Origin of the sequence: Pseudomonas sp. LJDD11 (genome assembly GCF_024584215.1) — a bacterium.
Taxonomy (GTDB): Bacteria; Pseudomonadota; Gammaproteobacteria; order Pseudomonadales; family Pseudomonadaceae; genus Aquipseudomonas.
On sequence record NZ_JANJFL010000027.1, the window covers coordinates 60,039 to 83,284 of the forward strand.

A 23,246-nucleotide genomic window follows, 5' to 3' on the forward strand; every position below is an offset into this window, starting at 1 on the left:
TCAGGCCTTTGCTGACAGCAGGGCTTCGAGTTTTTCCTGATCGCGGGCAAACTGACGAATGCCTTCGGCCAGCTTCTCGGTGGCCATTGCATCCTCGTTGGACAGCCAGCGGAATTGTTTCTCGCTCAGGCTCAGACGCTCTTCGCCGGCCTGGCCGGGCGCCAATTGCCGGGTCAGGCTGCCTTGGTCTTCATCCAGCTGTTTGAGCAGCTCGGGACTGATGGTCAGGCGATCACAGCCTGCCAGCTGTTCGATCTGACCGATATTGCGAAAGCTCGCACCCATCACCACCGTGTTGTAGCCATTGGCCTTGTAGTAGTTGTAGATGCGCGTCACTGACTGCACGCCAGGGTCTTGGGCGCCGGTGTATTCCTGCCCGGTGGATTTCTTGTACCAGTCGTAGATACGCCCCACGAACGGCGAAATCAGAAATACTCCGGCTTCGGCGCAGGCAACTGCCTGGGCGAAGGAGAACAGCAGGGTCAGGTTGGTCTGGATACCGTCCTTTTCCAGCTTCTCGGCAGCGCGGATGCCTTCCCAGGTCGAAGCCAGCTTGATCAGGATGCGATCGCGGCCCACGCCTGCCTCTTCATACAGACCGATCAGGCGCTGACCGCGCTCGATCATGGCCTGGGTGTCGAACGACAGCCGCGCGTCCACTTCTGTGGACACGCGGCCAGGAACGACGTCCAGGATCTTGCGGCCGATGGCCACGGCAAAGCGGTCGCTGGCCAGGCCAATATCACCCTGACTACCGCTGAAGGCCACGGCCAGCAGCGCAGCATTGCTCTCGTTAGAGGCCGCCTTGAGCAGCAACGAGGGGTTGGTGGTTGCATCCACTGGCTTGAGACGGGCGATGGCGTCGAAATCACCGGTATCGGCCACAACAGTGGTGAATGCTTTGAGTTGTTCCAGCTTGGAAGTCATGAGTGTGCTCTGTCCTGTGCGATGCGATGACATTACCCGAGCCTAGTCGACCGCTCAAGACGGCCGGGCTAAAACAGCCCGTGTGGGTTAGCGGTGATTTTTCATGGCCGCCGGGTATGTGAATTAGGGAAGGCTGAATGAGTTGGAGTGTCATTCAGTGAGCTTGTTCCAAATGATCTGCAGGTGGTTGCCGGGCATCAATCAGCGTCAGTGCCATCCACTCAGTGCGGCCCGAGGCGCAGGTTGAGCTTTTCAGAGGGCCACCATGAAAATGACGGTGCGGGCTGGTAACAGCCCGGCTGGTTCGGTGGGCTGGCATCGCACCTGACGGTGTAGCCGTTTTCGCCAATCTCTCGTCCGCCTTCGCCAGTGCCTCGTTCGCTGTACGACGAGCAGCCGGCCAGAAGCACTGTCAGTGCCAGGGTTTTCATTGCCAATCCCTTTTAACCGAAACGTCCGGACTCTAGCACGCCTGGCGGCGGCACGTGCTTGTAGCCACTGATGGTCTCGAGAAGTGATCTGCATTTAATAAAATCACATATCGTGATTGATTGAATTCACGAAAAGTGATTAATTGCATGTGGATTTTGCAATTCTGCTGATTGCTCAGCCCCGGTCGAAAAGGGCTTAAGCCAAGGAGCAGCCTTGCATTGCAATCAGATACGACTTTCGATTGGGGACATCATCATGAACTACAGCAGCGTATTGAGCGCCGTCATTGCCTCCCTGGCCGCCGAGACCCGGGATAACACCAGCAAGCAGGCGTGGCAAAAACTGTACAACGCCGACGCCACCGGGCAGGCCGATGCCAGCGTGCTGGGCAGCGAGCGCTTTGCCGGTATCGATCCTGCGCAGGTGGGGTGCTGGATGCATGCGCGTCTGCAGGCCCAGTTGGCGCCTTGCCATTGGCGGGTGCTGCAAGCCCGGTATGGCACGCACAAGGCCCGCAAGGTCGAAGCCATCAGCGCGTTGATCGCTCAAGTCAACTGCGCAGCGCCACGGCTGTTTGTCTACAAGGCGGTAACAGCCTGGGCGATTCCGCCACTCAAAGGGCTCAAGGCCGGCTCTCAAGGTGTGCGGCGTTCCACTGACATCATTGTTTTGCCGGACGGGTTCTACGACATCAGCACCTGGGATACCCAAGGTTTGAGCCGCACCACCTACTGGCGCTGGAAAAAATCTGTGGAAGCCACACTGGATCAGTGGGTGGGTGAGGCTCTGGCACAGGCAGAAACTGTTTTATTGCATGAGGGCATTTTATTTTCAAAAACAGCTTGATTTGTTTGCAACAAAGCAATATTGTTTTCTCCATCATGTGATCACTGCGACCGACAACCCGATTGTGCAAATCACCAGAACCCGGCCATCGAGCCGGGTTTTTTGCGTCTGCAGGTTCGACCGGGCAACCCGTTGCCCATTTCATTGACATATTTGAACTGGAGGTCCGGAGATGGAGTTTCTTCATCGCCTGTTCGACAAGGCCGAATGGGCGTTGGCCGGGCTGATCGGCGCCGTGGTCGCCAGTTGGTGGCACAAGGACGACCTGACCAGCCTGCGCGCCTGGGTCATCTTTCTGGTAACCGGCGTGGCCTGCGCGCTGTATCTCACCGGCATGCTCAGCGACTATCTGGGCGTAACCGAGCCAAACAACGTTGCCGGCGTCGGCTTTTTGCTTGGCAGCTTCGGCGGCGCAGCCATGGCCGCCATCCACCGGGCGATCAAGGCTGCTGACCTGTGGGCACTGATTCGTCAGAAGTTCGGCGGCGGTAACCGCTAAGAGGGTGTTTACAAAATAGGCGAACGAAGGCAAGACAAGGCGAAATCGGGCGAAAAAGCGCAGTGTACATAAGTACATGAGCATTTTTAGGTCGATTTCAACGCCGTATTGCCGAGTGCAGCCATGTTGTAGACACCCTCTAAGTCCAGCCCAACCCTTTCATCTGCAACACCCACCCGTACCCGCCTTCGAGCGGGTTTTTTCGTTATATGGAGAGTGAAACATGAGCAAAATGGCCAACGGCTCCGCCGTCGAGACCTACTACATCGAAGAAGTGAGCGGCGCGATTGCGGCCAATCCGGCCTGGAAGCCGATCCGCTTCGTCAGTTCCGGGCTGACCCCGAACATCAACCAGATCGACACCGCCGAAATGAACCAGTCCCGCCAGCGTCCGCCCAGCCGTGGCGGTACCTACAGCGTGGCCGGCGATATCGCGGTGGAGCTGTCCTTCGCCAGCTTCGATGACCTGATCCAGTCGTCTGTTATCTGGAGATCAATGAATGTCCCATATTCAACTGAGCAACACCGCACGTGCGCCTCCGCGCATACGTGTGCCCAAAAAAGCATCTGCTGGCTGTAATGGCCAAAGCAATCGATCACGCACCCGACTGGCGGTATAGTGGCACTTCTGACGACCCATCTTCATGTGCAGGAGCAGCCCTATCCCCGAACTCGCCAGTCTGTTTGCCTTTGCGCTCATTTGTCTGGTGATGGTGCTGACGCCCGGTCCGAACATGGTCTATCTGATTTCCCGTTCCATCTGTCAGGGCCGGATGGCCGGGCTGATTTCCCTCGGTGGCGTGGCGCTGGGCTTCATGGTCTATATGTTCTGCGCCGCGCTGGGGATCACCGCATTGGTCATGGCGGTGCCTTATGCCTACGACGCTTTGCGTCTGGCAGGTGCCCTGTATCTGTTGTACCTGGCCTGGCAGTCGGTCAAGCCCGGCGGCCGGTCGCCGTTTCAGGTTCGTGACCTGCCTAAAGACAGCCCGCGCAAGCTGTTCATGATGGGTTTCATCACCAGCCTGCTCAATCCCAAAATCGCCGTGATGTACCTGTCGTTGTTGCCGCAGTTCATCGCGCCTGAAGGCCATGGCAGTGTGCTGGTGCAATCGTTGATCCTGGGCACTACCCAGATCATGGTCAGCGTCAGCATCAACGCGCTGATCGTGTTTATGGCCGGTGCCATTGCGGTTTTCCTTGGCGAGCGTCCGCTATGGCAGGTGCTGCAACGCTGGCTGATGGGCACAGTACTGGCTGGGCTGGCGGTGCGGATGCTGGCAGAGGGGCGGCGCTGAGTGGTGGTGAGGCGAATCTCATGTGCTCTGCGACTTCCTGTTAAACTATGCACCTTTCGTCAGGTGTCGTTTACGTCGCCTGATCTCGCTTTCTGACGTGCCGAACTGCAACCGTGACTATCCAGCCCGATACTGCCGCTTCTCTCAAACCCACCAAGCCCGACCCCTCCCGCCGCTTCTCCGTGGCGCCGATGATGGATTGGACGGATCGCCATTGCCGTTACTTTCTGCGCCTGCTCTCCAAACACACCTTGCTCTACACCGAAATGGTCACTACCGGTGCGGTGTTGTTCGGTGATCGCGAGCGTTTTCTCGGTCATCACGAGGCCGAACACCCGTTGGCCCTGCAACTGGGGGGCAGCAATGCGGCGGATCTGGCGGCTTGTGCGCGTCTGGCTGAAGCGGCGGGGTATGACGAGGTCAACCTGAACGTCGGTTGCCCGAGCGACCGGGTGCAGAACAACATGATCGGCGCTTGCCTGATGGGCCATCCGGCACTGGTCAGTGATTGCGTGAAGGCCATGCAGGATGCCGTGGCGATTCCGGTCACGGTCAAGCATCGGATCGGTATTAATGGTCGTGACAGCTATGAGCAACTGTGCGATTTCGTCGGCCAGGTGCGTGAGGCGGGGTGCCGCAGTTTTACCGTGCATGCGCGGATTGCGATTCTCGAAGGGCTGTCGCCCAAGGAGAACCGCGAGGTTCCGCCGCTGCGCTACGACGTGGCTGCGCAATTGAAGACTGATTTTCCAGACCTGGAAATCATCCTCAATGGCGGTATCAAAACTCTGGAAGACTGCCATGCGCACTTGCAGACCTTTGACGGCGTGATGCTGGGGCGTGAGGCTTACCATAACCCTTATCTGCTGGCCGAGGTCGATAGCAAGCTGTTTGGCGTGCAGCAGGCGCCCATCAGCCGTGCCGAGGCCATGGCGGCGTTGCGCCCTTATGTGGTCGATTATCTTGGGCGCGGTGGCAACATGCACCATATCACCCGCCACATCCTTGGCCTGGCGGTGGGTTTTCCGGGGGCGCGGCGTTTCCGGCAGATTCTCTCTACCGATATCCAGAAAGCCGAACAGCCACTGGCGCTGTTTGATCAGGCGGCGCAGATTCTGGAAGGGCGTTAACTATGTAAGCCAGGTGTCGTCTTGTTGAGGCGGCACCGGGAAAACCGATTTACGCGCATTCACCAGTCGCTCATTTAATACCACCCCTTAAGCTCGCTTGACTCAGGATTCCATCCCTGCCTGAGTGTGCCCGGTCATCAAGTGGGGCGGGGCGGTAATCACTATATTTCACCCGCTGTTGTCCTGGATCAAGGCGGCGCCGAAACGCACTGGCTGCTGCTCGGGCATGGGGCTATGTTCAATACATACCCACTTGCAGGAGAGCAGTCATGCACAAGGTTCTGGTTCCTTTCGATGGTTCGGCTCACGCCCGGCATGCGCTGGACTATGTGATCAATCTGGCAGGCCAGGTCGCCCGGCCGCTGGAAGTCCATGTGCTCAACGTTCAGTCCAGCCCGATGGCTTATGGCGATTATCTTGCGCCGGACATGATCGAAGGTGTGCGGGCCGGTTTGATCAATGAGGCCATGGGCGTGCTGAACAAAGCCAGTGCGCAGCTTAATGCCAGCGGCATCGCCCATGAGGTTCATGTCGATATGGGCAATGTCGCCGAGCAGATTGCCGATGCAGTCAAGAAGCTCGGGTGTGACACTGTGGTGATGGGCACTCGTGGGCTGGGCAGTTTCGGCGGTTTGCTGTTGGGCTCGGTGGCCAACCGGGTGATCCATGATGTCTCGGTCCCGGTGGTACTGATCAAGTAGTCATTGCGCTCACTGCTGCACCGGCGTGCTGCGCGGGTGCAGCAGTTCGATGTTTTCTGCTGGTATCAACTGGCGCAGGGTTTTGTACAGCGCCCGGGTTTCCAGCAGGTTCCAGATCCGCAGCATGGTTTCCAGGGCATCGAGCGGTTTACTGATGAAGTCCCGGGCGCCGAGGGCCAGGGCGCGCAAGCGTGTATCGCGGGTCGCATCGGCGGTCAGGACCAGAATCGGCAGGTAGTGATTGGCCGGAATGCGCCGATTCAGCTGTTCCAGCACCGCGAAGCCGTCGAACTCCGGCATGTGCAGGTCGAGTATCACCAGGTCGGGCTCAAAACTGTTGAACAGGTCCAAGGTACGAAGCGGTTCGGTGCTGCTCAGCACGTTGCGCAGGCCTTCACGCGCGAGTAACTGTTCCATCAGATCGAGGTTGGGACGTTGATCGTCGATGATCAGAATTCGGAAATCTCCGTTCATGCAGGCTCCGGTAGATGCAGGTCCAGGTGATCGAGAAACGCCGGGATGTGCAGCGGCTTGGTGAGAATCGCGCTGGCACCGGCGGCACGCAAGGCGCTTTGGGTCAGGTCGCTGGCATCAGCGGTCATCATCAGCACCGGCACATTGGCCGTGGCCGCCGACTGGCGCAGCCGCTGCAGCACTTCCAGGCCCTGCAGGTCAGGCAGGTTAACGTCCAGCAGGATCAGGTCCGGTGCATGCTGGCGTGCCAGGTCCAGGCCCAACTGGCCGAGCATGCTCGACAGCAACTGGATGCCGGGGCGGCGTTGCAGCAGGGTTTCGATCAACGCCATGCTCGACAGATTGTCTTCAATGCACAGTACCTTGCCGCGCACCGTTGCGGCAGTCGGTGTCGGTATTTCCTGGCGCAGGGCGGGCGGTTGTTCAATGGCTCGCTGTGGCGCTATCTGAGCGGCGGGCAGTTGCATAATGAAGCTGCAACCCTGGCCTGGCCGGTTGTTCACCAGCAAATCGCCTTGCATGGCTTGCAGCAGATTACGACTCAGCGCCAGACCCAGGCCGGTGCCTTCTACATTAGGGTCGTTGCCCAGGCGTTCGAAGGGTTTGAACAGGCGATCCAGCCGCTCGACAGGGATCCCCGTGCCGGTGTCGTGGACGGTTATCGTCATGCAGCCGGGTTGTTGCGCCACCGTGATCCACACCCGGCCGGCGCTGCGGTTGTATTTGATGGCATTGGATAACAGGTTGAGCAGCACTTGAATCAGGCGTTGCCGGTCTGCTGTCACACCCCAGTCCCGAGGCAGCGCCGGTGGCTCGCTCAGCTCGATCCCGGCGTCGCTTGCCATGGGCCAGACCAGGCTCAGCGCTTCCTGCAACACCTCGGTCAGGGCAACGGGTTCAGGGTTGAGGGGCAGGCGTCCGGCTTCGATGCGGGCAATGTCGAGAATCTCGTTGATCAGGGTCAGCAGATGCTGGCCGGCACGCAGGATATGCCCGACCTGAGCGCGGTGCGCGGGGCTGGCATCCATGTCCAGCAGCTGCGCGAACCCAAGGATCGAGTTGAGTGGCGTGCGCAGCTCATGGCTCATCCGCGATAAAAACTCGCTTTTGGCCCGGCTGGCACTTTCTGCTTCCTCACGGGCCGTGCGCAGGGCAATTTCAGCGCTGCGCCGGTCGGTGATGTCGCGGGTAATCTTTGAGAAACCGCGCAGCACACCGCTGCCATCGTATTGGGCGGTGATCACCACGCTGGCCCAGAAACGGCTGCCGTCCTGGCGGCAGCGCCAGCCTTCTTCCATGTAGTGGCCTTGGCGAGTGGCTTCGTTCAAGGCCATGGCCGGGTGATGCGGACGCTCCTCGGGCAGATAGAACAGCGAGAAGTGGCGACCGAGGATCTCCTGCTCGGTGTAGCCCTTGATGCGCTCGGCGCCGGCGTTCCAGCTGGTGACCTGGCCTTTGGTGTCCAGCGCGAAGATTCCGTAGTCCTTGACCCCGTCGATGATCAGGCGCAAGCGTTCTTCGTTGTCACGCAAGGCGCGTTCACGCTCGGCCAGTAACTGCCCGGCTTCCACCAGGCGGCTACCCAACTGGCCAATTTCATCGTTTTCAGGGGGCTGCGGATGCAGCGGTTGGCCGAGCGCCAGGCGCTGGGCATTGCCTTGAACCTGCTGGACCCGAGTGACGATACCGCGCGACAGTAACAGCACCGCGACGATCGCGCCGAACAGGCCGCAGCCGGCCGCCAACAAGGTCGACAGCAACAGCCGTTGGCGGGTGGCAGCCGCGTCGGCGGTGCGCTCGTCGAGCAGGGTGTCCTCGCGGGTACGCATCAGGCTGATGCGTTCGCGCAGCTCGTCGAGGATGTGCTTGTTCTCAACCAGAATGGCGGCAACGGCCTGGCCGTCGGCATCGTTGAGAGTGCGCAGCAAGGCCAGGCCCTCAACCTTGGTCTGGATCAGCGGCTCGATGGCTTCAAGGTGGGCGCGGATCTGCGCATCGCGCACGTTCTGATCGAGCCGTTGCAAGGCGGCGTCTATCAGCGCTTCGGCACGCAGGTAAACCGGCAGAAAGTCTTCGCGGCGGGTCAGCAGGTAGCCGCGTACGCTGGCGGCGGCTTCGGCCAGTTGGGTGTGCACGGTCTGGATATCGCCCTGCACCAGCAGCACCCGGCGTACGTCTTCTTCGGCGCGGGCGGTCTGGCGTTCGGTGATGTAGATCAGCACCAGTGAACAGAGCAGCAGCACCAGCGGCAGGGAAATCGCCACCAGCGCCTTGCCGCGCAAGGGCAGGTCGGCCCAGCGACTGGCCGGGCTCTGTTTGGCCGCAGCAGGCGGTTTTATGTCCATTGGCTGGGCACCAGGCCGAGCGCGACACCGCGCACCGCCGCTTGGGTGCGGTCAGCCGCACCGAGTTTGCCGATCACCCGCTCGACGTGGGCTTTGGCCGTGCCGGTGGTGATGCCCAGGCGTTCGCCGATTTCCCGGTTGCTGCAGCCGCCGGCCACCAGTTCAAGCACCTGACGCTCACGGGCGGTGAGGGTTTCGAGCGTCGGAGCGGCCTGTGCGCCGCGCTCGGCCATGCGCCGCAATAAGCGGGCGCTGACCGCCCCATTGAGGGCCTCTTCACCACGGGCGACCCGCTGCAGGCTAGCAATCACCTCATCACGGCTGGCGTCCTTGAGCAGATACCCCACTGCGCCGGCAGTAATCGCCGCTTCCAGATGATCAATGCTGTCGTCCATGGTGAAAATCACCACCTTCAGCGCAGGCATGCGTTGTTGCAGCAGGCGAGCTGCCCCCAATCCATTGAGCACCGGCATGCGGATGTCGAGGATGGCAATGTCTGGTTGCATGGCTTCGCACAGGGCTACGGCCTGCTGGCCATCACTGGCCTGGCCCACCACATCAAACTCCGGGTGCCCGGCCAGCAGCGCGACGAAACCGGTGCGGGTGACTTCGTGGTCGTCGGCCAGGACCAGGCGCAGGGGTGCAGTCATGAGTTTGCCTTGTTGTGATGGGTTAACGGAACAATGGCGCGTAATCGGGTGCCGCCCGCCGGGCGACTGGTACAGCTGAAGCGCCCGCCCAGCAGGCCGGCGCGCTCCTGCATGGCCACCAGGCCCAGCGACTGACCGCTCGCTGGCAGGTTGCTGTCGAAGCCACGACCGTCGTCTTCAAGCAGCAGTGCGACATGGCTCTGGTGCAGCTCCAGCTCCAGTTTGACGTTGGCGGCCCCGGCGTGCTTGAGGATATTGTTGATGCCTTCCTGGGCAATCCGAAACAGCGCGATCTCTACATGGCTGGGCAGGCGCGAAAGTGAGCGGGAAAACCAGTGCACGGTGATGCCGGCCTCGCGCAGCCGGTCGACTTCCTTGTCCACCGCCTGGAACAGGCCGAAGTCGTCCAGCACGCTGGGGCGCAGGCCGCCAATCAGGCGCCGGCCTTCGCCCACGCAATGCTGGGCCAGATCGAGAATGGCCTGCAGATCGTCGTCCAGCGGCGCGTTCAGCGGTGGGCAGCGCCCGGCAAAACCTTGCAGGCGCTGATGCAGACCGGCCAGGGTCTGGGCCAGGCCGTCGTGCAGGTCATAGGCGACCCGCTTGCGTTCATCCTCCTGGGCACTGAACAGCCGATTAACCAGCTCGGACATGCTGCGTTCGCGCACGATCAGCGTCTGCAGCAGGCGGCTGTTCTCCAGATGCGCAGCCAGCAAGGTAGCCAGCAGATGCAGCGATTCGATGTCTTCGCTGTCGGGGGCACCAATCGGTACGCTGTTGGCCAGCAACAGCATGCCGAACGGGCGGTCATCGGCGCCGCGCAACGGCAGGCACAGGACGTTGGGCAGGGCACTGTCGAGTCGCTCCAGCCAGCGCGGTTCCTTGGCTGAAGTATCGGCCTGGCCGGCCAGCTCGCTCAGCTGTTCCTGATTGCCCACGCTGGCAGTGGGTTGCACGGCCTCTTCAACATCCCATTCCAGCAACAGGCCGTGATCCATGGCGACAAACGCACAGGCGCGCTGGACCACTTGCTGGCGCATGGCCTGCGGAGCCAGCCGGGTCAGCTCCCTGCCGGTGTCGACCAGCAGGCGCAGTCGTGCGGCGCGGCTTTGTGACTGGCGATACTGGGTACGGATTGCCAGGGCGCTGGCGGGGTCATGGGCTGAACTGTGCATGCAGAAGGCTCCGGAGGGGCGCCCGCCCGGGCGCCAGAGTGCTATTAGAACCCGGCTGGCAGGGTATTGCCCATCTGCCGAATGGCATAGGCAAATAACCCCGGTTGGCCGATGGCTGGCTCAGCGCGGCGCGGCAAAGTACAGCCCATACCAACCCGCAGGAATCACCGCGATGAAACTGAAAACTACTGTCCTGGCTCTGACCCTCGCCCTTGGCGCACCCTGGGTGTCTGCCGCTGACCCGATTGCTCCTTATGTGTACCGTACGGTGGCCGAGTTGCCGAGCAATGCCAAAGAGCGTGAGATCGCCAGCCTGTTCGATCAGTGGAACGCGGCTTTGAAGACCGGCAGCGCCCAGCAGGTGGTCAGTCTGTATGCCCCGGATGCGGTGTTGCAGCCGACCGTGTCCAACCAGGTGCGCAATACCCCGGCATTGATCACTGACTACTTCGAGCACTTTCTGGCGCTCAAGCCGGTCGGCCGTATCAACTATCGGGAAGTGCGCCAACTGGGTAATGATGCGGCGATGGACAGCGGGGTCTACACCTTCACCCTGACCGACGCCAACGGCAAGACCCGTGACGTGCAGGCCCGTTACACCTTCCTGTATGAAAAAGTCGGCGGCCAGTGGAAGATCCTCAACCACCACTCATCGGCCATGCCGGAGCCGCAGCCAGTGATGCACGCCAGCAAGTAAGGCAAAAAAAACGGGCGGCTCGCACAGCGAACCGCCCGTTGGCTTTTCAGTGCAGCGGTTCAGCCTTTGGTCAGCGCCTTGATGAGCTGTTCTACATCGCTCTGCAGCCCGGTCAGTGGATCTTCGGCTTCATTACCGAGCACCAGCAATTGACTGCCGGCGGCACTGATCGCCGCCTTGACGGCCTCTGGTGGCTCACGATGGTCAAGCACCACCGCCACCTCATTGTCCTTGAGTGTTGTGCTCAGGGTGTTCAGGGCCGCAGGCGTCCATTGGTCGTCAGCCAGCACCTGGCGGCCGACCTGCTCAAGGTTCAGGCCGCTGATCAGGTAGCCCAGCCGCTCGGAAAGGCTGACCACCGCCACACTGTCGGCCTGGGCCAGGCGTTTTTCGCTGTCGGCACTGAGTTTCAGTAGCTGCTGCTTGAGGCCTGCCAGATTGCTGTCGATCTTTGCCTTTGCCTCGGGTGCCAGGCGCACCAGGTCGGCGGCCAGTACGTCGGCCATGCGCCCGAGGTTGTGGCTGGCCAGCCACGGCTGGCTGTTCAGGCCATCGGTGGTGTCGCCGGGTTGCAGGGCCACGCCGGGCAGGGCGCCGTCCACCGGGCGCGCCGCATCGATCTCGACGATGCGGATATTGCTGCGTCGGGCGTGGGTGTACAGCGGGTCTTCAGTCCAGATCGAGCGCAGGCCGATCACTGCATCGGCCTGGTTGGCCAGCTTATGTAGAGCCTCGGCGCCGCGACCGCTGAAGTAGGCGCTTTGCCGCGAGCCGGGCAGGTTGGCGGCGGCGGCGCGCTCCAGCACCACGCCGCTGTCTTTGAGCAGCAACTGACCGAGGCCGTAGGTGATGGGCAGGCTCGCCAGCACCCGCACCGGCTTGGCGGCCTGCTGCTGGGCCGGTGGCGGCGTAGCGGCCAGCAGGTGAGGGCTGAACAGACCGCCAAGCGGCAGTGCCAGGCTGATTGCGAGGCTGATTGCGGGGCTAAGGGTACGCAGGTTGGGCAGGTGCATTATCCGATGTTCCCTTTCAGGCTGGGGAGGGTGCCACGGGCGATGGCGGCCAGGGCGAAGGCCGCCCCGCAGACCAGAATGATGGCAGCGCCGGAAGGCACCGGCAGGTCGAAGACGATGGGCAGCAGGATCCCGCACAGGGTGCTGACCGTGGCGATCAACACCGAAATCCAGAAAAAGCCCTTGAGCGACTGGCTCAGCAGGCGGGCCGCCGCTGCCGGAATGACCAGCAGGGCGCCGACCAGAATCGCGCCGATGACTTTTACCGCCGCCACGGTGATCAGGGTTACCAGCACCACAAACAGATAGTCCAGCAGCTTGACCGCCACGCCGCGCACCGCAGCCAGTTGCGGGTTGAAGCTGGCCAGCATGATGCGGTTGTAGAGCGGCAGGCTCAACCCCATGACCAGCGCGCCGACCACGGTCAGCACCAACAGGTCGTTGCCATTGACGGTCAGCACCGAGCCGAACAGTACGTTTTCGAGGATATGCACGTTGATCTTGCCGGCCAGCACCAGCAGCAGGCTGGCGCCCATTGCCAGGGATACCGATAGGAATACCCCAATCAAGGTATCCGGCGTCAAGCCGGTACGGTTGCGTAAATAGTTGAGCACGATGCCGAACAGCAGGCAGTAGGCGAACAGGCTGCCGTACGGGCCGGTATAGGGCTCGCCGAGCAGGATGCCGATGGCCACGCCGGTCAGGGCGGCGTGGCCGACTGCTTCGGAAAAGAACGCGAAGCGCTTGACCACCACCAGGGTGCCCAAACCGCCCAGCACCGGACCGATCAGCAGGCCGGCCAGCAGGGCGTTGACCACAAAACCATAGGCCAGTGCTTCAGGCAGATAGCCGGAACTGGCGAGGTCCTGAACGAACAGGCGAAAGTTCTCGTAAGACATCACGCGTCACCCCCGCTGCTGCGTGGCTGGGCAGAAAACAGCGTGAGCAGCCGCTCCGGGGTCAGTGCAGTCTGCGCCGATTCATCGAACAGCACCCGGCGATTCAGCCCGGTGACCCGATCAGCCAGGCGCTTTACCGCGGCCAGATCGTGCTCGATCCACAGCACTGTGATGCCGCTGCGTCGCCAGTCGGCAAGCAGCCGTTCGAAGACCTGGATGCCCGGTTCGTCGAGGGCTGACATGGGTTCGTCGAGCACCAGCAGTTGCGGGCTGGGAATCAGCCCCTGGGCCAGCAGCACGCGCTGGCGCTCACCACCGGACAGCGCGCCCATGCGTCGCTTGCGTTTGTCGTGCATCCCGACCCGCTCCAGCGCTTCACCGATGGCGGCGGCGTAATGCCTGGACAGGCCGAGAAAGGCCGGGCGGCGTTGGCACATGGCGGCCATGAAGTCTTCGACGGTCATCGGCAGGCCACGGTCGAACTCCAGCGCCTGGGGTACATAGCCGATCACGCCTTGCGCGGCGGGCCATTGCAGGCTGAGTTGACCCTGGTGCGGCATCTGGCCGAGCAGGGTTTTGATCAGCGAGCTCTTGCCGCCGCCGTTGGGGCCGACCAGTGCGTGGATATTGCCGGGTTCCACCGCGAAGCTGATACGGTCAAGAATCACCGTGCGGCCCAGGGTCAGGCTGACCTGGTCGAATTCGATGGCCGGGCCGTTGCGGGTCCGCTGGATCTGTTCGGCTGCGGTCATGCGCCACTCTCCTGAATGGCCCGGACCACGGTGTCGAGGTTGCCGGTCATGTCCTTTTCATACTTGTCGGCGGTGTACTCGCCGTAGGAAATGTGCGACAGCGGGTAGAGTTTCACACCGGACTCGCGCTGGATGGTATCGACATAGCTGGAAGGGAAATCCATTTCGGAAAAGATCACCTTCACGTCCAGCTCGCGCAGTTGGTCGATGGTTTTTTTCAGCTGGCTGGGGCTGGGTTCGATGCCGTGGGCCGGCTCGACCACTGCGGTGACCTCCAGACCAAATTCGCGCAGCAGGTAGTCGTAGGCGGCGTGCACCGTCGCCACGCGCAACTCGGCATTGGGTGCCTGGGTCAGCTTGGCCAGGGCGTCGGCACGCATCTGCCGCAGCCGCTTGGCGTAGGCCCGGGCGTTGGCGGTGTAGGTCTTGGCGTTGTCCGGGTCGAGCTTGCCCAGTTCACGGGCAATGTTATTGACCTGGGCGATCGAGGCGCTGATCGACAGGAAGGTGTGCGGGTTGACCACCTTGCCGGCGCCGCGGGCGGCAATACCGGTGGCGGCCAGTAGTGGTACGTCGGCGTTCGCTTCGATCACCGGGACCTTGGGATTTTCGCTGGCCTCGATCATGCGGTCAGCGAAATCGTCGTGGCCCACGCCGTTGAGCACGATCACGTCCAGCGAGCCGATCCGTTTGATATCTTCGGCGCGAGGTTCGTAGGCGTGCGGGTTGAAACCGGCCGGGATCAGCGGCACCACCTCGGCCTTGTCGCCGACGATGTTGCTGACATAGCTGTAGTACGGGTGCAGGGTGATGCCGATGCGCAGGCGTTTGGCAGCCTCGGCGCTGGCTAGTGATGGCAACGTGATGGCGAACAGGCCGGCCAGCAGGACGCCCAGCAGAGGGCGACGGGGGAGCGAAATAGGCATGGTCAGGCGATCTTCTGTGCGATGAGTGCGTGGGTTCAGTGCCGATGCTGACGGGTGACACCCGCATCGAACTGGCTAACGACCTGCTTCCAGCCAGCGGCGATCAGGCTCGCGTCGCTCAGGTCGGAGGGGGCGCTGAGGCGCGCGTTACGGTTGATCCAGATGTCCGCCGGGGCGTCGGCAGTTTGCTCGGCGTGGCGCTGGTTGCGCAGCAGAAACGAGCCGGCCACCTCGCTGGCCTGGCTCAGGCCCAGCCAGGCGTCACCGGCCATCTGCCATTGATGCGCACCACGGGTGGTGGCGCTGACATCCTGCACGAACGGCGGCAGGCCTTCTTCAGCCAATTGCTCAACGCTCACCGGGGTTTGTTGCTCCTGGGCCAACAGACGGGCCTCATCGAGGCTTACCCGCAGGTCGGCATAGATGCCTTGCTCGGCGGCATTCAGGTCACGGCGGGCATCCAGTTGATGGCTGGCCACGGCCTCGGGCTCATGGCTTTCACCGCGCAGGCCGATCACCGCGCTGGCCACCGCGAGAATCAGCAGGCAGGTCAGCAGCACGTAGAGGGTTTCATGCCCGGCGCCGGCCGGGCGGACAATCTGGCGCGTCTGGGTACTCATCGGGAGGCGATATCCGCCTGGTCGATTTCCACCACGTGGCCGGGACCTGCGTCAAACAGCACGTAGAACTCGGCTGCCGGCTTTTTGAAGGTCAGGGTCGAATCGTTGCCCAGTTTGCCGGGCAGCAGGATGGTCTCGTCATAGCCGATCACATCCAGGGTCACGCCAGCGGCTGCGCTGCCGTCGGAGAAACCGCCGGTGCAGCGGATGTTCTCGCTGTCGATCTGCTCGCATTCACAGATCGGGTTATGCGCCAGGGCCGTACCGCTGACGCCCAGAATCAGCAGGGCACTTGCCGCGACGCGGCGCAGGGAAAATAAACTCATTTTTTGGCTCCTTGGGTTTTCAGCCAGGCCACGGTTGCCGGAGAGGCTTGTGCAAGGGGGATGGAGGCTTGATGGACGGCACCGTCCCAGCCTTCCATGGTGATCCACAGCTCGGCATCAAGCGGGCTGTTCTCGGGAATCTGCATAAAGGCACCCATGCGATAAGCCGGGCCGAAGAAAATCGCGCCGGCAGTACGCAGGCTGCGCGGCTTGCCGATGCGCAGGTAGGTGGCTTTGACCTGCTCGGCGCATTCAGTGCACAGCGCGGCATTGAAGCTCTTCATGTAGCCGACCGGCGCATCCAGGCGCGGCGCTTCATCGCGCAGTTCGGCCAGGCGCAGACTCCAGGGACCGACCTGGACCTGACCGATATCGCGCTGGCCAAGGCCGGCGTCGCCGCGAAACAGTGCCGCATCGGCAAAATACTTGGGCATGAACCCCAGCGGAATCAGGATCAGCAAAACATTGATGTGGAAGCGCCACTTATGCCAAAGACGGCTCAAGGGCGAGCGTTGCTGTTGCACGGTTGCAGCCTTGCTCACAGGGAAGTCTCCGCAGGTACGTGGGGCACGGCAGGCTCGGGCCTGGCCTTGGCCTGGTTGGCGGTCTTGGCCTCACGCTTGAGGGCGTTGAGGGTTGCCAGCGCGGTGCGCTTGCTCCAGATCAACAGGCCGCTGAGCACCATCATGCTCAGCACCAGGCCGAAAAACGCCCAGATCAGCTTGATCCAGATACCGCCGAAGTCGCCGGTGTGCAGCGGGCGCATCGACTCGGTGACGAACTCGATCTTGTTACGGTCCGACAGCAGATGGGTCGACGCCACTTCACCGGTGTAGGGGTTGATCTCTGCGGTCTGGAACATCAATGGGTACCAGCTGCGACCGGCGATGCTCATGTTGCTGTAGGCGTTGAGTGGCGGGCTGATGAAGCTGGCTTCAAGACCCGGAATATGCTGTTGGGCGATTTCCATCGCCTTGTCCAGGGAGATCATCGGGACTGGCTTGCCATCGGCGGTCAATGGCACCGACGCGTGTGGCAGGATCGAGGCTGCCGGTGCGCGGCTGGACAGGCTGATATTGTTATCGCCCAGAATGGCCTGGATCAGGAACCAGATACCGGTCACCGAAATGACCAGGATGAACCAGATCGACCAGATGCCGCTCAGGCGGTGGAAGTCGCCCCAGAAGATCCGTGCGCCGTGGTTGAAACGCAAGGTCGGCTTGAAAAAGCCTTTCCAGAATTTTTTGTAGACCACCAGGCCGGTGATCAGCGACACCAGCATCGGAATGCCCAGCAGCGATACCAGATACCAGCCCCAGGAGTAACCATTGGTGAACGGCACCAGCCACCAGCCATGCAGGGCGCGGGTGAATTGGCGGAAGTCGAACGACGCGGCAAAGCCCTGGATGGCCCCGGTGTAGGGGTTGACGTAGGCATTGGTGGTGCGACCCTCAGGAAAGGTAACCCGCACATTGAGGGCGAAGTAGTCCCCGTCGGGCTGCGAAATGAAGCCTACATTCAGGTTGGGTTCGTTCTGTTTGATGGTGTTGCGGATCTGTTCGAAACTCAGTCGCTGGGCGTCGTCCGAAGGTGCCGTGGCGCGAACCTCAGGGTAGGCCAGCCACACGATCTCCTTGCTGACCACGGCCAGGGTGCCGGTCACGCACACGATCAGGACAAAAAACCAGATAGGCAACGCCACCCAGCTGTGCACCAGGAACCAGATTTTTGAGCGGGATTTCTTGGACATTGGAAGCAGGTCTCGATTCACGGGTCGGAGCCTTCTGAAGCGAGACTCCGGTAGACGCCATTTGGCCGCAACGATAGCAAACGCAGCCGGTGTATCTAGATAAAGACGAATGAGAACGAAATACCCGCATCCAACATTGGCTGAAATATGTAAAAAAATATTTCAAGAAGGGTGGGGTAGCCGCTAAATGGGCTGGCAAGGTGCCGCAGGCATCAATGGATGCCTGCGGGGAGGGAGGTCAACGGCAGTGCTTAAAGCACTTGGATAATCGCCTCGCACACCTGATCGATGTTCTTCTGGTTCAGCGCAGCGACGCAGATACGTCCGGTGTCCAGTGCATAGATACCGAACTCGTTGCGCAGACGCTGGGCCTGGGCGGCGGTCAGCCCCGAATAGGAGAACATGCCTTGCTGACGAGCGACGAAACTGAAGTCCTGGCCGACCGGGTTGTTGGCCAGGCGCTCGACCAGCGCTTTGCGCATGTCTTTGATGCGTACACGCATTTCAGCCAGTTCTTCTTCCCACATCGCGCGCAGTGCCGGGTCGTTGAGAACGGCAGCAGAGATGATTGCGCCGTGGGTCGGCGGGTTGGAGTAGTTGGTGCGGATCACACGCTTGACCTGCGACAGCACCCGGCCGGTTTCTTCTTTGGAGGCGGTGATGATCGACAGCGCGCCGACCCGCTCGCCATACAACGACAGGGACTTGGAGAACGAGCTGGAAGCGAAGAAGGTCAGGCCTGAATCGGCGAACAGCCGCACGGCAGCGGCGTCTTCGTCGATGCCCTGGCCGAAGCCTTGATAGGCCATGTCGAGGAATGGCACGTGGTTTTTCGCCTTGACCACTTCCAGGACCTTTTTCCAGTCGTCCAGGCTCAGGTCGACGCCAGTCGGGTTATGGCAGCAGGCGTGCAGGACGATGATCGAGCGCTCTGGCAGGTTCTGCAGGTCTTCGAGCATGCCGACGCGGTTCACGTCGTGGTTGGCGGCGTCGTAGTAGCGGTAGTTCTGCACCGGGAAGCCGGCGGTTTCGAACAGCGCGCGGTGGTTTTCCCAGCTTGGGTCGCTGATGGCGACGGTTGCGCCCGGCAGCAGTTGCTTGAGGAAATCTGCGCCGATTTTCAGCGCGCCGGTGCCACCGACCGACTGGGTGGTCAGCACGCGGCCGGAGGCGATCAGCGGCGAGTCGGCGCCCAGCAGCAGCTTTTGCACCGCTTGGTCGTACGCGGCGATGCCGTCGATTGGCAGGTAGCCGCGTGGCGCATGCTGGGCGACGCGGATCTCTTCGGCCTTGGCCACCGCGCGCAGCAGCGGGATGCGCCCGTCTTCGTCACAGTAGACACCCACGCCCAGGTTGATCTTGTTGGTACGGGTGTCAGCGTTGAATGCTTCGTTGAGGCCCAGGATAGGATCGCGTGGTGCCATTTCGACAGCGGAGAACAGGCTCATTGTTTGCGGCGGCTCTGAGTAGGAAGAAGAAAGGACGCACGCTCCGGTCCGAATGCCCCAGAGCAGTGCACAAACGGGGAATGAGTATAGTGAGCAACGCCGGATACGGCGACGGCATCCGGTGGGTTTTTTCCAAATATTTCGCTTTTTTGACCGTTACTTTTGTTGAACCACCGACAGCCACCGGCCTCAATCCTTTATCAGGGGTGCAAACGCTATCAAAGGGTGTATATCCTTACAGGTGCGGTCGAGCAGGCCGTGATATTTTTCGCAAGCGATCACCCAAGAGGCCGGTCATGTCCGAGTTCCAGCTCGTTACCCGTTTTCAACCTGCCGGCGACCAGCCTGAAGCCATCCGCCTGATGGTCGAGGGCATTGAGGCCGGGCTGGCGCACCAGACCCTGCTCGGGGTAACCGGCTCCGGCAAGACCTTCAGCATTGCCAACGTGATTGCCCAGGTGCAGCGCCCGACCCTGGTGCTGGCGCCGAACAAGACATTGGCTGCGCAGTTGTACGGGGAATTCAAGGCGTTCTTCCCCAACAACGCAGTGGAGTACTTCGTTTCCTACTACGACTACTATCAGCCCGAAGCCTATGTGCCGTCGTCGGATACCTTCATCGAGAAGGACGCCTCGATCAACGACCATATCGAGCAGATGCGGTTGTCGGCGACCAAGGCATTGCTGGAGCGCAAGGATGCGATCATCGTCACCACGGTGTCGTGCATTTACGGTCTGGGCAGCCCGGAAACTTACCTGCGGATGGTCTTGCACATCGACCGGGGCGACCGGCTTGACCAGCGCGAGCTGCTGCGCCGCCTGGCTGACCTGCAGTACACCCGTAACGACATGGATTTTGCCCGCGCCACCTTCCGGGTGCGCGGTGATGTGATCGACGTCTACCCGGCAGAATCCGATCTGGAAGCGATCCGCATCGAGTTGTTCGACGACGAGGTCGAAAGCCTCTCGGCATTTGACCCGCTGACCGGTGAGGTCATCAGCAAATTGCCGCGCTTCACGTTCTACCCCAAAAGCCACTACGTCATGCCGCGCGAGACCCTGCTCGAAGCGGTCGAGGGCATCAAGGTCGAACTGCAGGAGCGGCTCGACTACCTGCGTGGTGCCAATAAGTTGCTGGAAGCCCAGCGCCTTGAACAACGCACCCGTTTCGATCTGGAAATGATGCTGGAGCTGGGCTACTGCAACGGTATCGAAAACTACTCGCGCTACTTGTCCGGCCGTCCGGCCGGTGCGCCGCCGCCGACCCTCTACGACTACCTGCCGGCCAATGCCCTGCTGGTGATCGATGAGTCTCATGTCAGCGTTCCGCAGGTCGGTGCCATGTACAAAGGCGACCGCTCGCGCAAAGAAACCTTGGTGGAATACGGCTTCCGTCTGCCATCGGCGCTGGATAACCGGCCGATGCGCTTCGATGAGTGGGAGGCGATCAGCCCGCAGACCATCTTCGTTTCTGCAACGCCGGGGCCTTATGAAGAAGAACATGCCGGGCGGGTGGTCGAGCAGGTGGTGCGACCGACCGGCCTGGTCGACCCTGGGGTGGAGATTCGCCCGGCGCTGACCCAGGTCGATGATCTGCTCTCGGAAATCCACAAATGCGTGGCCGTCGAGGAGCGCGTGCTGGTGACCACCCTGACCAAGCGCATGGCCGAAGACCTGACCGATTATCTGGGCGATCACGGGGTCAAGGTGCGCTACCTGCATTCGGACATCGACACCGTCGAGCGGGTCGAGATTATCCGTGACCTGCGGCTGGGCACCTTCGATGTGCTGGTGGGCATCAACCTGCTGCGCGAAGGTCTGGACATGCCCGAAGTGTCGCTGGTGGCCATTCTTGATGCTGACAAAGAAGGCTTCCTGCGCTCTGAACGCTCACTGATCCAGACCATCGGTCGGGCGGCGCGCAACCTCAATGGCCGGGCGATTCTGTATGCCGACCGGATGACCGGGTCGATGGAGCGGGCGATCAACGAGACTGAACGCCGCCGCGAAAAGCAGGTGGCGTTCAACGAGGCCCACGGCATTGTGCCCAAAGGTGTGTCGCGGGAAGTTGCGGACATTCTCGAAGGCGCGGTGGTGCCCGGTGCACGCAGCAAGAAACGCAAGGGCGCCGCCAAGGCGGCCGAAGAGCAGGCGCGGGCCGATGGGCAATTGCGCTCGCCAAGCGAAATCACCAAGCGCATCCGCCAACTGGAAGAGAAGATGTACCAGCTGGCCCGCGACCTGGAATTTGAAGCGGCGGCGCAACTGCGCGACGAAATCACCAAACTGCGCGAGCGGCTGTTGACCGTGTGACATTCCCTGTCATGCATCGGTAGGAGCGAGCTCGCTCGCGAAGCTTTTTTTCGCGGCTAAAGCCGCTCCTACGGTGTGCGCTGGAGCCACGAGGCTCCGGCCTGCTAATATCCCCGGTTTGATCGACCTGAACCGGAACTATCCATGACCACTGTCCGTACCCGTATCGCGCCGTCGCCTACTGGCGACCCTCACGTCGGCACTGCCTATATCGCGCTGTTCAACTACTGCTTTGCCAAACAGCACGGCGGCGAGTTCATCCTGCGCATCGAAGACACCGACCAGTTGCGCTCGACCCGTGAGTCCGAACAGCAAATCTTCGACGCCCTGCGCTGGCTCGGTATCGAGTGGAATGAGGGGCCTGACGTGGGTGGTCCGCATGGTCCGTACCGGCAGAGCGAGCGCGGCGATATCTACCGCCAGTACGCTCAGGAACTGGTCGACAAAGGGTACGCCTTCCCGTGCTTCTGCACTGCTGAAGAACTGGACCAGATGCGCGCCGAGCAACAAGCCCGTGGCGAGACACCGCGCTATGACGGTCGCGCCCTGCTGTTGTCGCCTGAAGAGGTCCAGCGCCGCCTGGCTGCTGGCGAGCCGCACGTGATCCGCATGAAGGTGCCGAGTGAAGGCGTGTGCGTGGTGCCGGACCTGCTGCGTGGCGACGTCGAGATCCCGTGGGACCGCATGGACATGCAGGTGCTGATGAAGGCCGACGGCCTGCCGACCTACTTCCTGGCCAACGTGGTCGACGACCATCTGATGGGCATCACCCACGTGCTGCGTGGCGAAGAATGGCTGCCATCGGCACCCAAACTGATTCTGCTTTACGAGTACTTTGGCTGGGAACAGCCGCAGCTGTGCTACATGCCGCTGCTGCGTAACCCGGACAAGAGCAAGTTGTCCAAGCGCAAGAACCCGACCTCCGTGACCTTCTACGAGCGCATGGGTTTTATGCCCGAAGCCATGCTCAACTACCTGGGGCGGATGGGCTGGTCGATGCCGGATGAGCGCGAGAAGTTCACCCTGCAAGAAATGGTCGACAACTTCGACCTGTCGCGTATCTCGCTGGGCGGGCCGATCTTCGATATCGAAAAACTGTCGTGGCTCAATGGCCAGTGGTTGCGTGAACTGCCGGTCGAGCAGTTCGCGGCGCGGGTCCAGCAGTGGGCGCTCAACCCTGAATACATGATGAAGATCGCCCCGCATGTGCAGGGCCGGGTAGAGACCTTCAGCCAGATTGCACCGCTGGCCGGGTTCTTCTTTGCCGGTGGCGTGACACCGGATACAGCGCTGTTCGAAAGCAAAAAACTGTCGCCTGAGCAGGTTCGGCAACTGATGCAGTTGATCCTCTGGAAGCTTGAGTCGCTGCGCCAATGGGAAAAAGACGCCATCACCGCCTGCATCCAGGCAGTGGTTGAGCATCTGCAACTCAAGTTGCGTGATGCCATGCCATTGATGTTCGCCGCCATTACCGGCCAGGCCAGCTCGGTATCGGTGCTCGATGCCATGGAGATCCTCGGCCCGGACCTGACGCGCTTCCGTCTGCGTCAGGCGCTGGACCTGCTTGGCGGTGTATCGAAGAAAGAAAACAAAGAGTGGGAAAAACTGCTGGGCGCCATTGGCTGAGCGGGTTTGGCAATACCTGAACACGGCTGCCAGAGTTGTTTCTGGTGGCCTTGCGGTAAGCGGGTTTGTGGGGCGGGGCAGGGCAGGTAAGTGATTGTTCTGTCGAAAAAAGTTTTTGATTTTTCGCGAAAATAAATTTGACAGAACATTTAATCGCTCTTAATATGCGCCCCGTCCACTGATGTGGGGCTATAGCTCAGCTGGGAGAGCGCTTGCATGGCATGCAAGAGGTCAACGGTTCGATCCCGTTTAGCTCCACCAAATTAAAGGTTCAGAGTCATCCAGCAATGACTTTGAATCGATCGGCGCAAGCCGGTCATGAAGGTTTTGTCCCCTTCGTCTAGTGGCCTAGGACACCGCCCTTTCACGGCGGTAACAGGGGTTCGAGTCCCCTAGGGGA

General features: G+C 61.3%; 24 protein-coding genes and 1 tRNA gene. 10 read left to right on the forward strand and 15 right to left on the reverse strand.

Features of this window, described 5'->3' with window-relative positions:
• Together tal and NRB16_RS24110 are read right to left on the reverse strand one after the other, a co-directional pair.
• Positions 1-927 carry a transaldolase gene (tal, locus tag NRB16_RS24105; RefSeq protein WP_257107095.1) on the reverse strand — a complete coding sequence of 309 codons (927 nt, stop codon included), beginning with the start codon at positions 925-927 and terminating at the stop codon, positions 1-3.
• Between the two features lie 221 nt (positions 928-1,148).
• Positions 1,149-1,358, reverse strand: coding sequence for a hypothetical protein (locus NRB16_RS24110; RefSeq protein ID WP_253140353.1), 210 nt, complete (start codon positions 1,356-1,358; stop codon positions 1,149-1,151).
• Positions 1,359-1,614: 256 nt separating this feature from the next.
• Between NRB16_RS24110 and NRB16_RS24115 the strand changes: the two genes are divergently transcribed.
• From NRB16_RS24115 to NRB16_RS24140, 6 genes are all read left to right on the forward strand, one after another.
• Positions 1,615-2,205, forward strand: coding sequence for a hypothetical protein (locus NRB16_RS24115; protein WP_257107096.1), 591 nt, complete (start codon positions 1,615-1,617; stop codon positions 2,203-2,205).
• A 172-nt stretch (positions 2,206-2,377) separates the two neighbouring features.
• Positions 2,378-2,704: an MFS transporter gene (locus tag NRB16_RS24120; protein ID WP_253140355.1), complete on the forward strand. Its 327-nt coding sequence runs from the start codon at positions 2,378-2,380 to the stop codon at positions 2,702-2,704.
• Between the two features lie 223 nt (positions 2,705-2,927).
• Entirely contained in the window at positions 2,928-3,284 is a 357-nt protein-coding gene (locus NRB16_RS24125) for a phage tail tube protein (RefSeq protein WP_253140356.1), read from the forward strand.
• A 64-nt stretch (positions 3,285-3,348) separates the two neighbouring features.
• Positions 3,349-4,002, forward strand: a complete 654-nt coding sequence (locus NRB16_RS24130) for a LysE family translocator (protein ID WP_306456519.1) — start codon at positions 3,349-3,351, stop codon at positions 4,000-4,002.
• Positions 4,003-4,115: 113 nt separating this feature from the next.
• Positions 4,116-5,132, forward strand: a complete 1,017-nt coding sequence (dusA, locus tag NRB16_RS24135; RefSeq protein ID WP_257107097.1) for a tRNA dihydrouridine(20/20a) synthase DusA — start codon at positions 4,116-4,118, stop codon at positions 5,130-5,132.
• A 269-nt stretch (positions 5,133-5,401) separates the two neighbouring features.
• Positions 5,402-5,833 (forward strand): universal stress protein, encoded by a 432-nt coding sequence (locus tag NRB16_RS24140; protein ID WP_253110443.1) that lies wholly within the window; start codon positions 5,402-5,404, stop codon positions 5,831-5,833.
• A 9-nt stretch (positions 5,834-5,842) separates the two neighbouring features.
• Here the strand turns inward: NRB16_RS24140 and NRB16_RS24145 are convergent, their stop codons facing one another.
• Genes NRB16_RS24145 through NRB16_RS24160 form a run of 4 tightly spaced genes read right to left on the reverse strand, consistent with a single transcriptional unit; the run spans position 5,843 to position 10,477 of the window.
• A complete protein-coding gene (locus NRB16_RS24145; protein WP_045490050.1) occupies positions 5,843-6,307 on the reverse strand; it encodes a response regulator in 465 nt (154 codons plus the stop codon).
• A complete protein-coding gene (locus NRB16_RS24150; protein ID WP_257107098.1) occupies positions 6,304-8,652 on the reverse strand; it encodes an ATP-binding protein in 2,349 nt (782 codons plus the stop codon). The genes NRB16_RS24145 and NRB16_RS24150 overlap by 4 nt, the downstream gene beginning before the upstream one ends.
• On the reverse strand, positions 8,643-9,302 hold the full coding sequence (locus NRB16_RS24155; RefSeq protein ID WP_257107099.1) for a response regulator transcription factor: 660 nt from the start codon (positions 9,300-9,302) through the stop codon (positions 8,643-8,645). Before NRB16_RS24155 ends, NRB16_RS24150 begins: the two co-directional genes overlap by 10 nt.
• Positions 9,299-10,477: a sensor histidine kinase gene (locus NRB16_RS24160; protein WP_253110447.1), complete on the reverse strand. Its 1,179-nt coding sequence runs from the start codon at positions 10,475-10,477 to the stop codon at positions 9,299-9,301. The genes NRB16_RS24155 and NRB16_RS24160 overlap by 4 nt, the downstream gene beginning before the upstream one ends.
• 172 nt (positions 10,478-10,649) lie before the next feature.
• Between NRB16_RS24160 and NRB16_RS24165 the strand changes: the two genes are divergently transcribed.
• Positions 10,650-11,174 (forward strand): SgcJ/EcaC family oxidoreductase, encoded by a 525-nt coding sequence (locus NRB16_RS24165; protein WP_045490055.1) that lies wholly within the window; start codon positions 10,650-10,652, stop codon positions 11,172-11,174.
• A 59-nt stretch (positions 11,175-11,233) separates the two neighbouring features.
• Here NRB16_RS24165 and NRB16_RS24170 read toward each other — a convergent pair whose 3' ends face one another.
• The 9 genes from NRB16_RS24170 to NRB16_RS24210 form a co-directional block, all read right to left on the reverse strand.
• On the reverse strand, positions 11,234-12,181 hold the full coding sequence (locus NRB16_RS24170; RefSeq protein ID WP_373568503.1) for a metal ABC transporter solute-binding protein, Zn/Mn family: 948 nt from the start codon (positions 12,179-12,181) through the stop codon (positions 11,234-11,236).
• Between the two features lie 5 nt (positions 12,182-12,186).
• Positions 12,187-13,086, reverse strand: a complete 900-nt coding sequence (locus NRB16_RS24175) for a metal ABC transporter permease (protein ID WP_253110451.1) — start codon at positions 13,084-13,086, stop codon at positions 12,187-12,189.
• Positions 13,086-13,838 (reverse strand): metal ABC transporter ATP-binding protein, encoded by a 753-nt coding sequence (locus NRB16_RS24180; protein ID WP_045490058.1) that lies wholly within the window; start codon positions 13,836-13,838, stop codon positions 13,086-13,088. Before NRB16_RS24180 ends, NRB16_RS24175 begins: the two co-directional genes overlap by 1 nt.
• Complete coding sequence (locus NRB16_RS24185) at positions 13,835-14,764, reverse strand: metal ABC transporter substrate-binding protein (protein WP_045490060.1); 930 nt, start codon at positions 14,762-14,764, stop codon at positions 13,835-13,837. The genes NRB16_RS24180 and NRB16_RS24185 overlap by 4 nt, the downstream gene beginning before the upstream one ends.
• Positions 14,765-14,799: 35 nt before the next feature.
• Positions 14,800-15,384, reverse strand: a complete 585-nt coding sequence (locus NRB16_RS24190) for a DUF6162 family protein (protein ID WP_045490062.1) — start codon at positions 15,382-15,384, stop codon at positions 14,800-14,802.
• The gene (locus tag NRB16_RS24195) at positions 15,381-15,710 is read right to left on the reverse strand and encodes a hypothetical protein (protein WP_045490065.1); all 330 of its coding nucleotides are present in this window, start codon (positions 15,708-15,710) and stop codon (positions 15,381-15,383) included. Before NRB16_RS24195 ends, NRB16_RS24190 begins: the two co-directional genes overlap by 4 nt.
• On the reverse strand, positions 15,707-16,252 hold the full coding sequence (locus NRB16_RS24200) for a hypothetical protein (protein ID WP_045490066.1): 546 nt from the start codon (positions 16,250-16,252) through the stop codon (positions 15,707-15,709). The genes NRB16_RS24195 and NRB16_RS24200 overlap by 4 nt, the downstream gene beginning before the upstream one ends.
• Positions 16,249-17,460, reverse strand: coding sequence for a PepSY domain-containing protein (locus NRB16_RS24205; RefSeq protein WP_045490068.1), 1,212 nt, complete (start codon positions 17,458-17,460; stop codon positions 16,249-16,251). Before NRB16_RS24205 ends, NRB16_RS24200 begins: the two co-directional genes overlap by 4 nt.
• A gap of 251 nt (positions 17,461-17,711) precedes the next feature.
• A complete protein-coding gene (locus tag NRB16_RS24210; RefSeq protein ID WP_045490070.1) occupies positions 17,712-18,908 on the reverse strand; it encodes an amino acid aminotransferase in 1,197 nt (398 codons plus the stop codon).
• A gap of 296 nt (positions 18,909-19,204) precedes the next feature.
• On the opposite strand from NRB16_RS24210, the gene uvrB reads away from it, so the two are divergent.
• The 3 genes from uvrB (at position 19,205) to NRB16_RS24225 (ending at position 23,107) form a co-directional block, all read left to right on the forward strand.
• Positions 19,205-21,220 carry an excinuclease ABC subunit UvrB gene (gene uvrB / locus NRB16_RS24215; protein ID WP_257107101.1) on the forward strand — a complete coding sequence of 672 codons (2,016 nt, stop codon included), beginning with the start codon at positions 19,205-19,207 and terminating at the stop codon, positions 21,218-21,220.
• A 144-nt stretch (positions 21,221-21,364) separates the two neighbouring features.
• Positions 21,365-22,846, forward strand: coding sequence for a glutamate--tRNA ligase (gene gltX / locus NRB16_RS24220; protein WP_045490074.1), 1,482 nt, complete (start codon positions 21,365-21,367; stop codon positions 22,844-22,846).
• 185 nt (positions 22,847-23,031) lie between these two features.
• A tRNA-Ala gene (locus NRB16_RS24225) sits at positions 23,032-23,107 on the forward strand.
• Positions 23,108-23,246 lie beyond the last annotated feature (139 nt).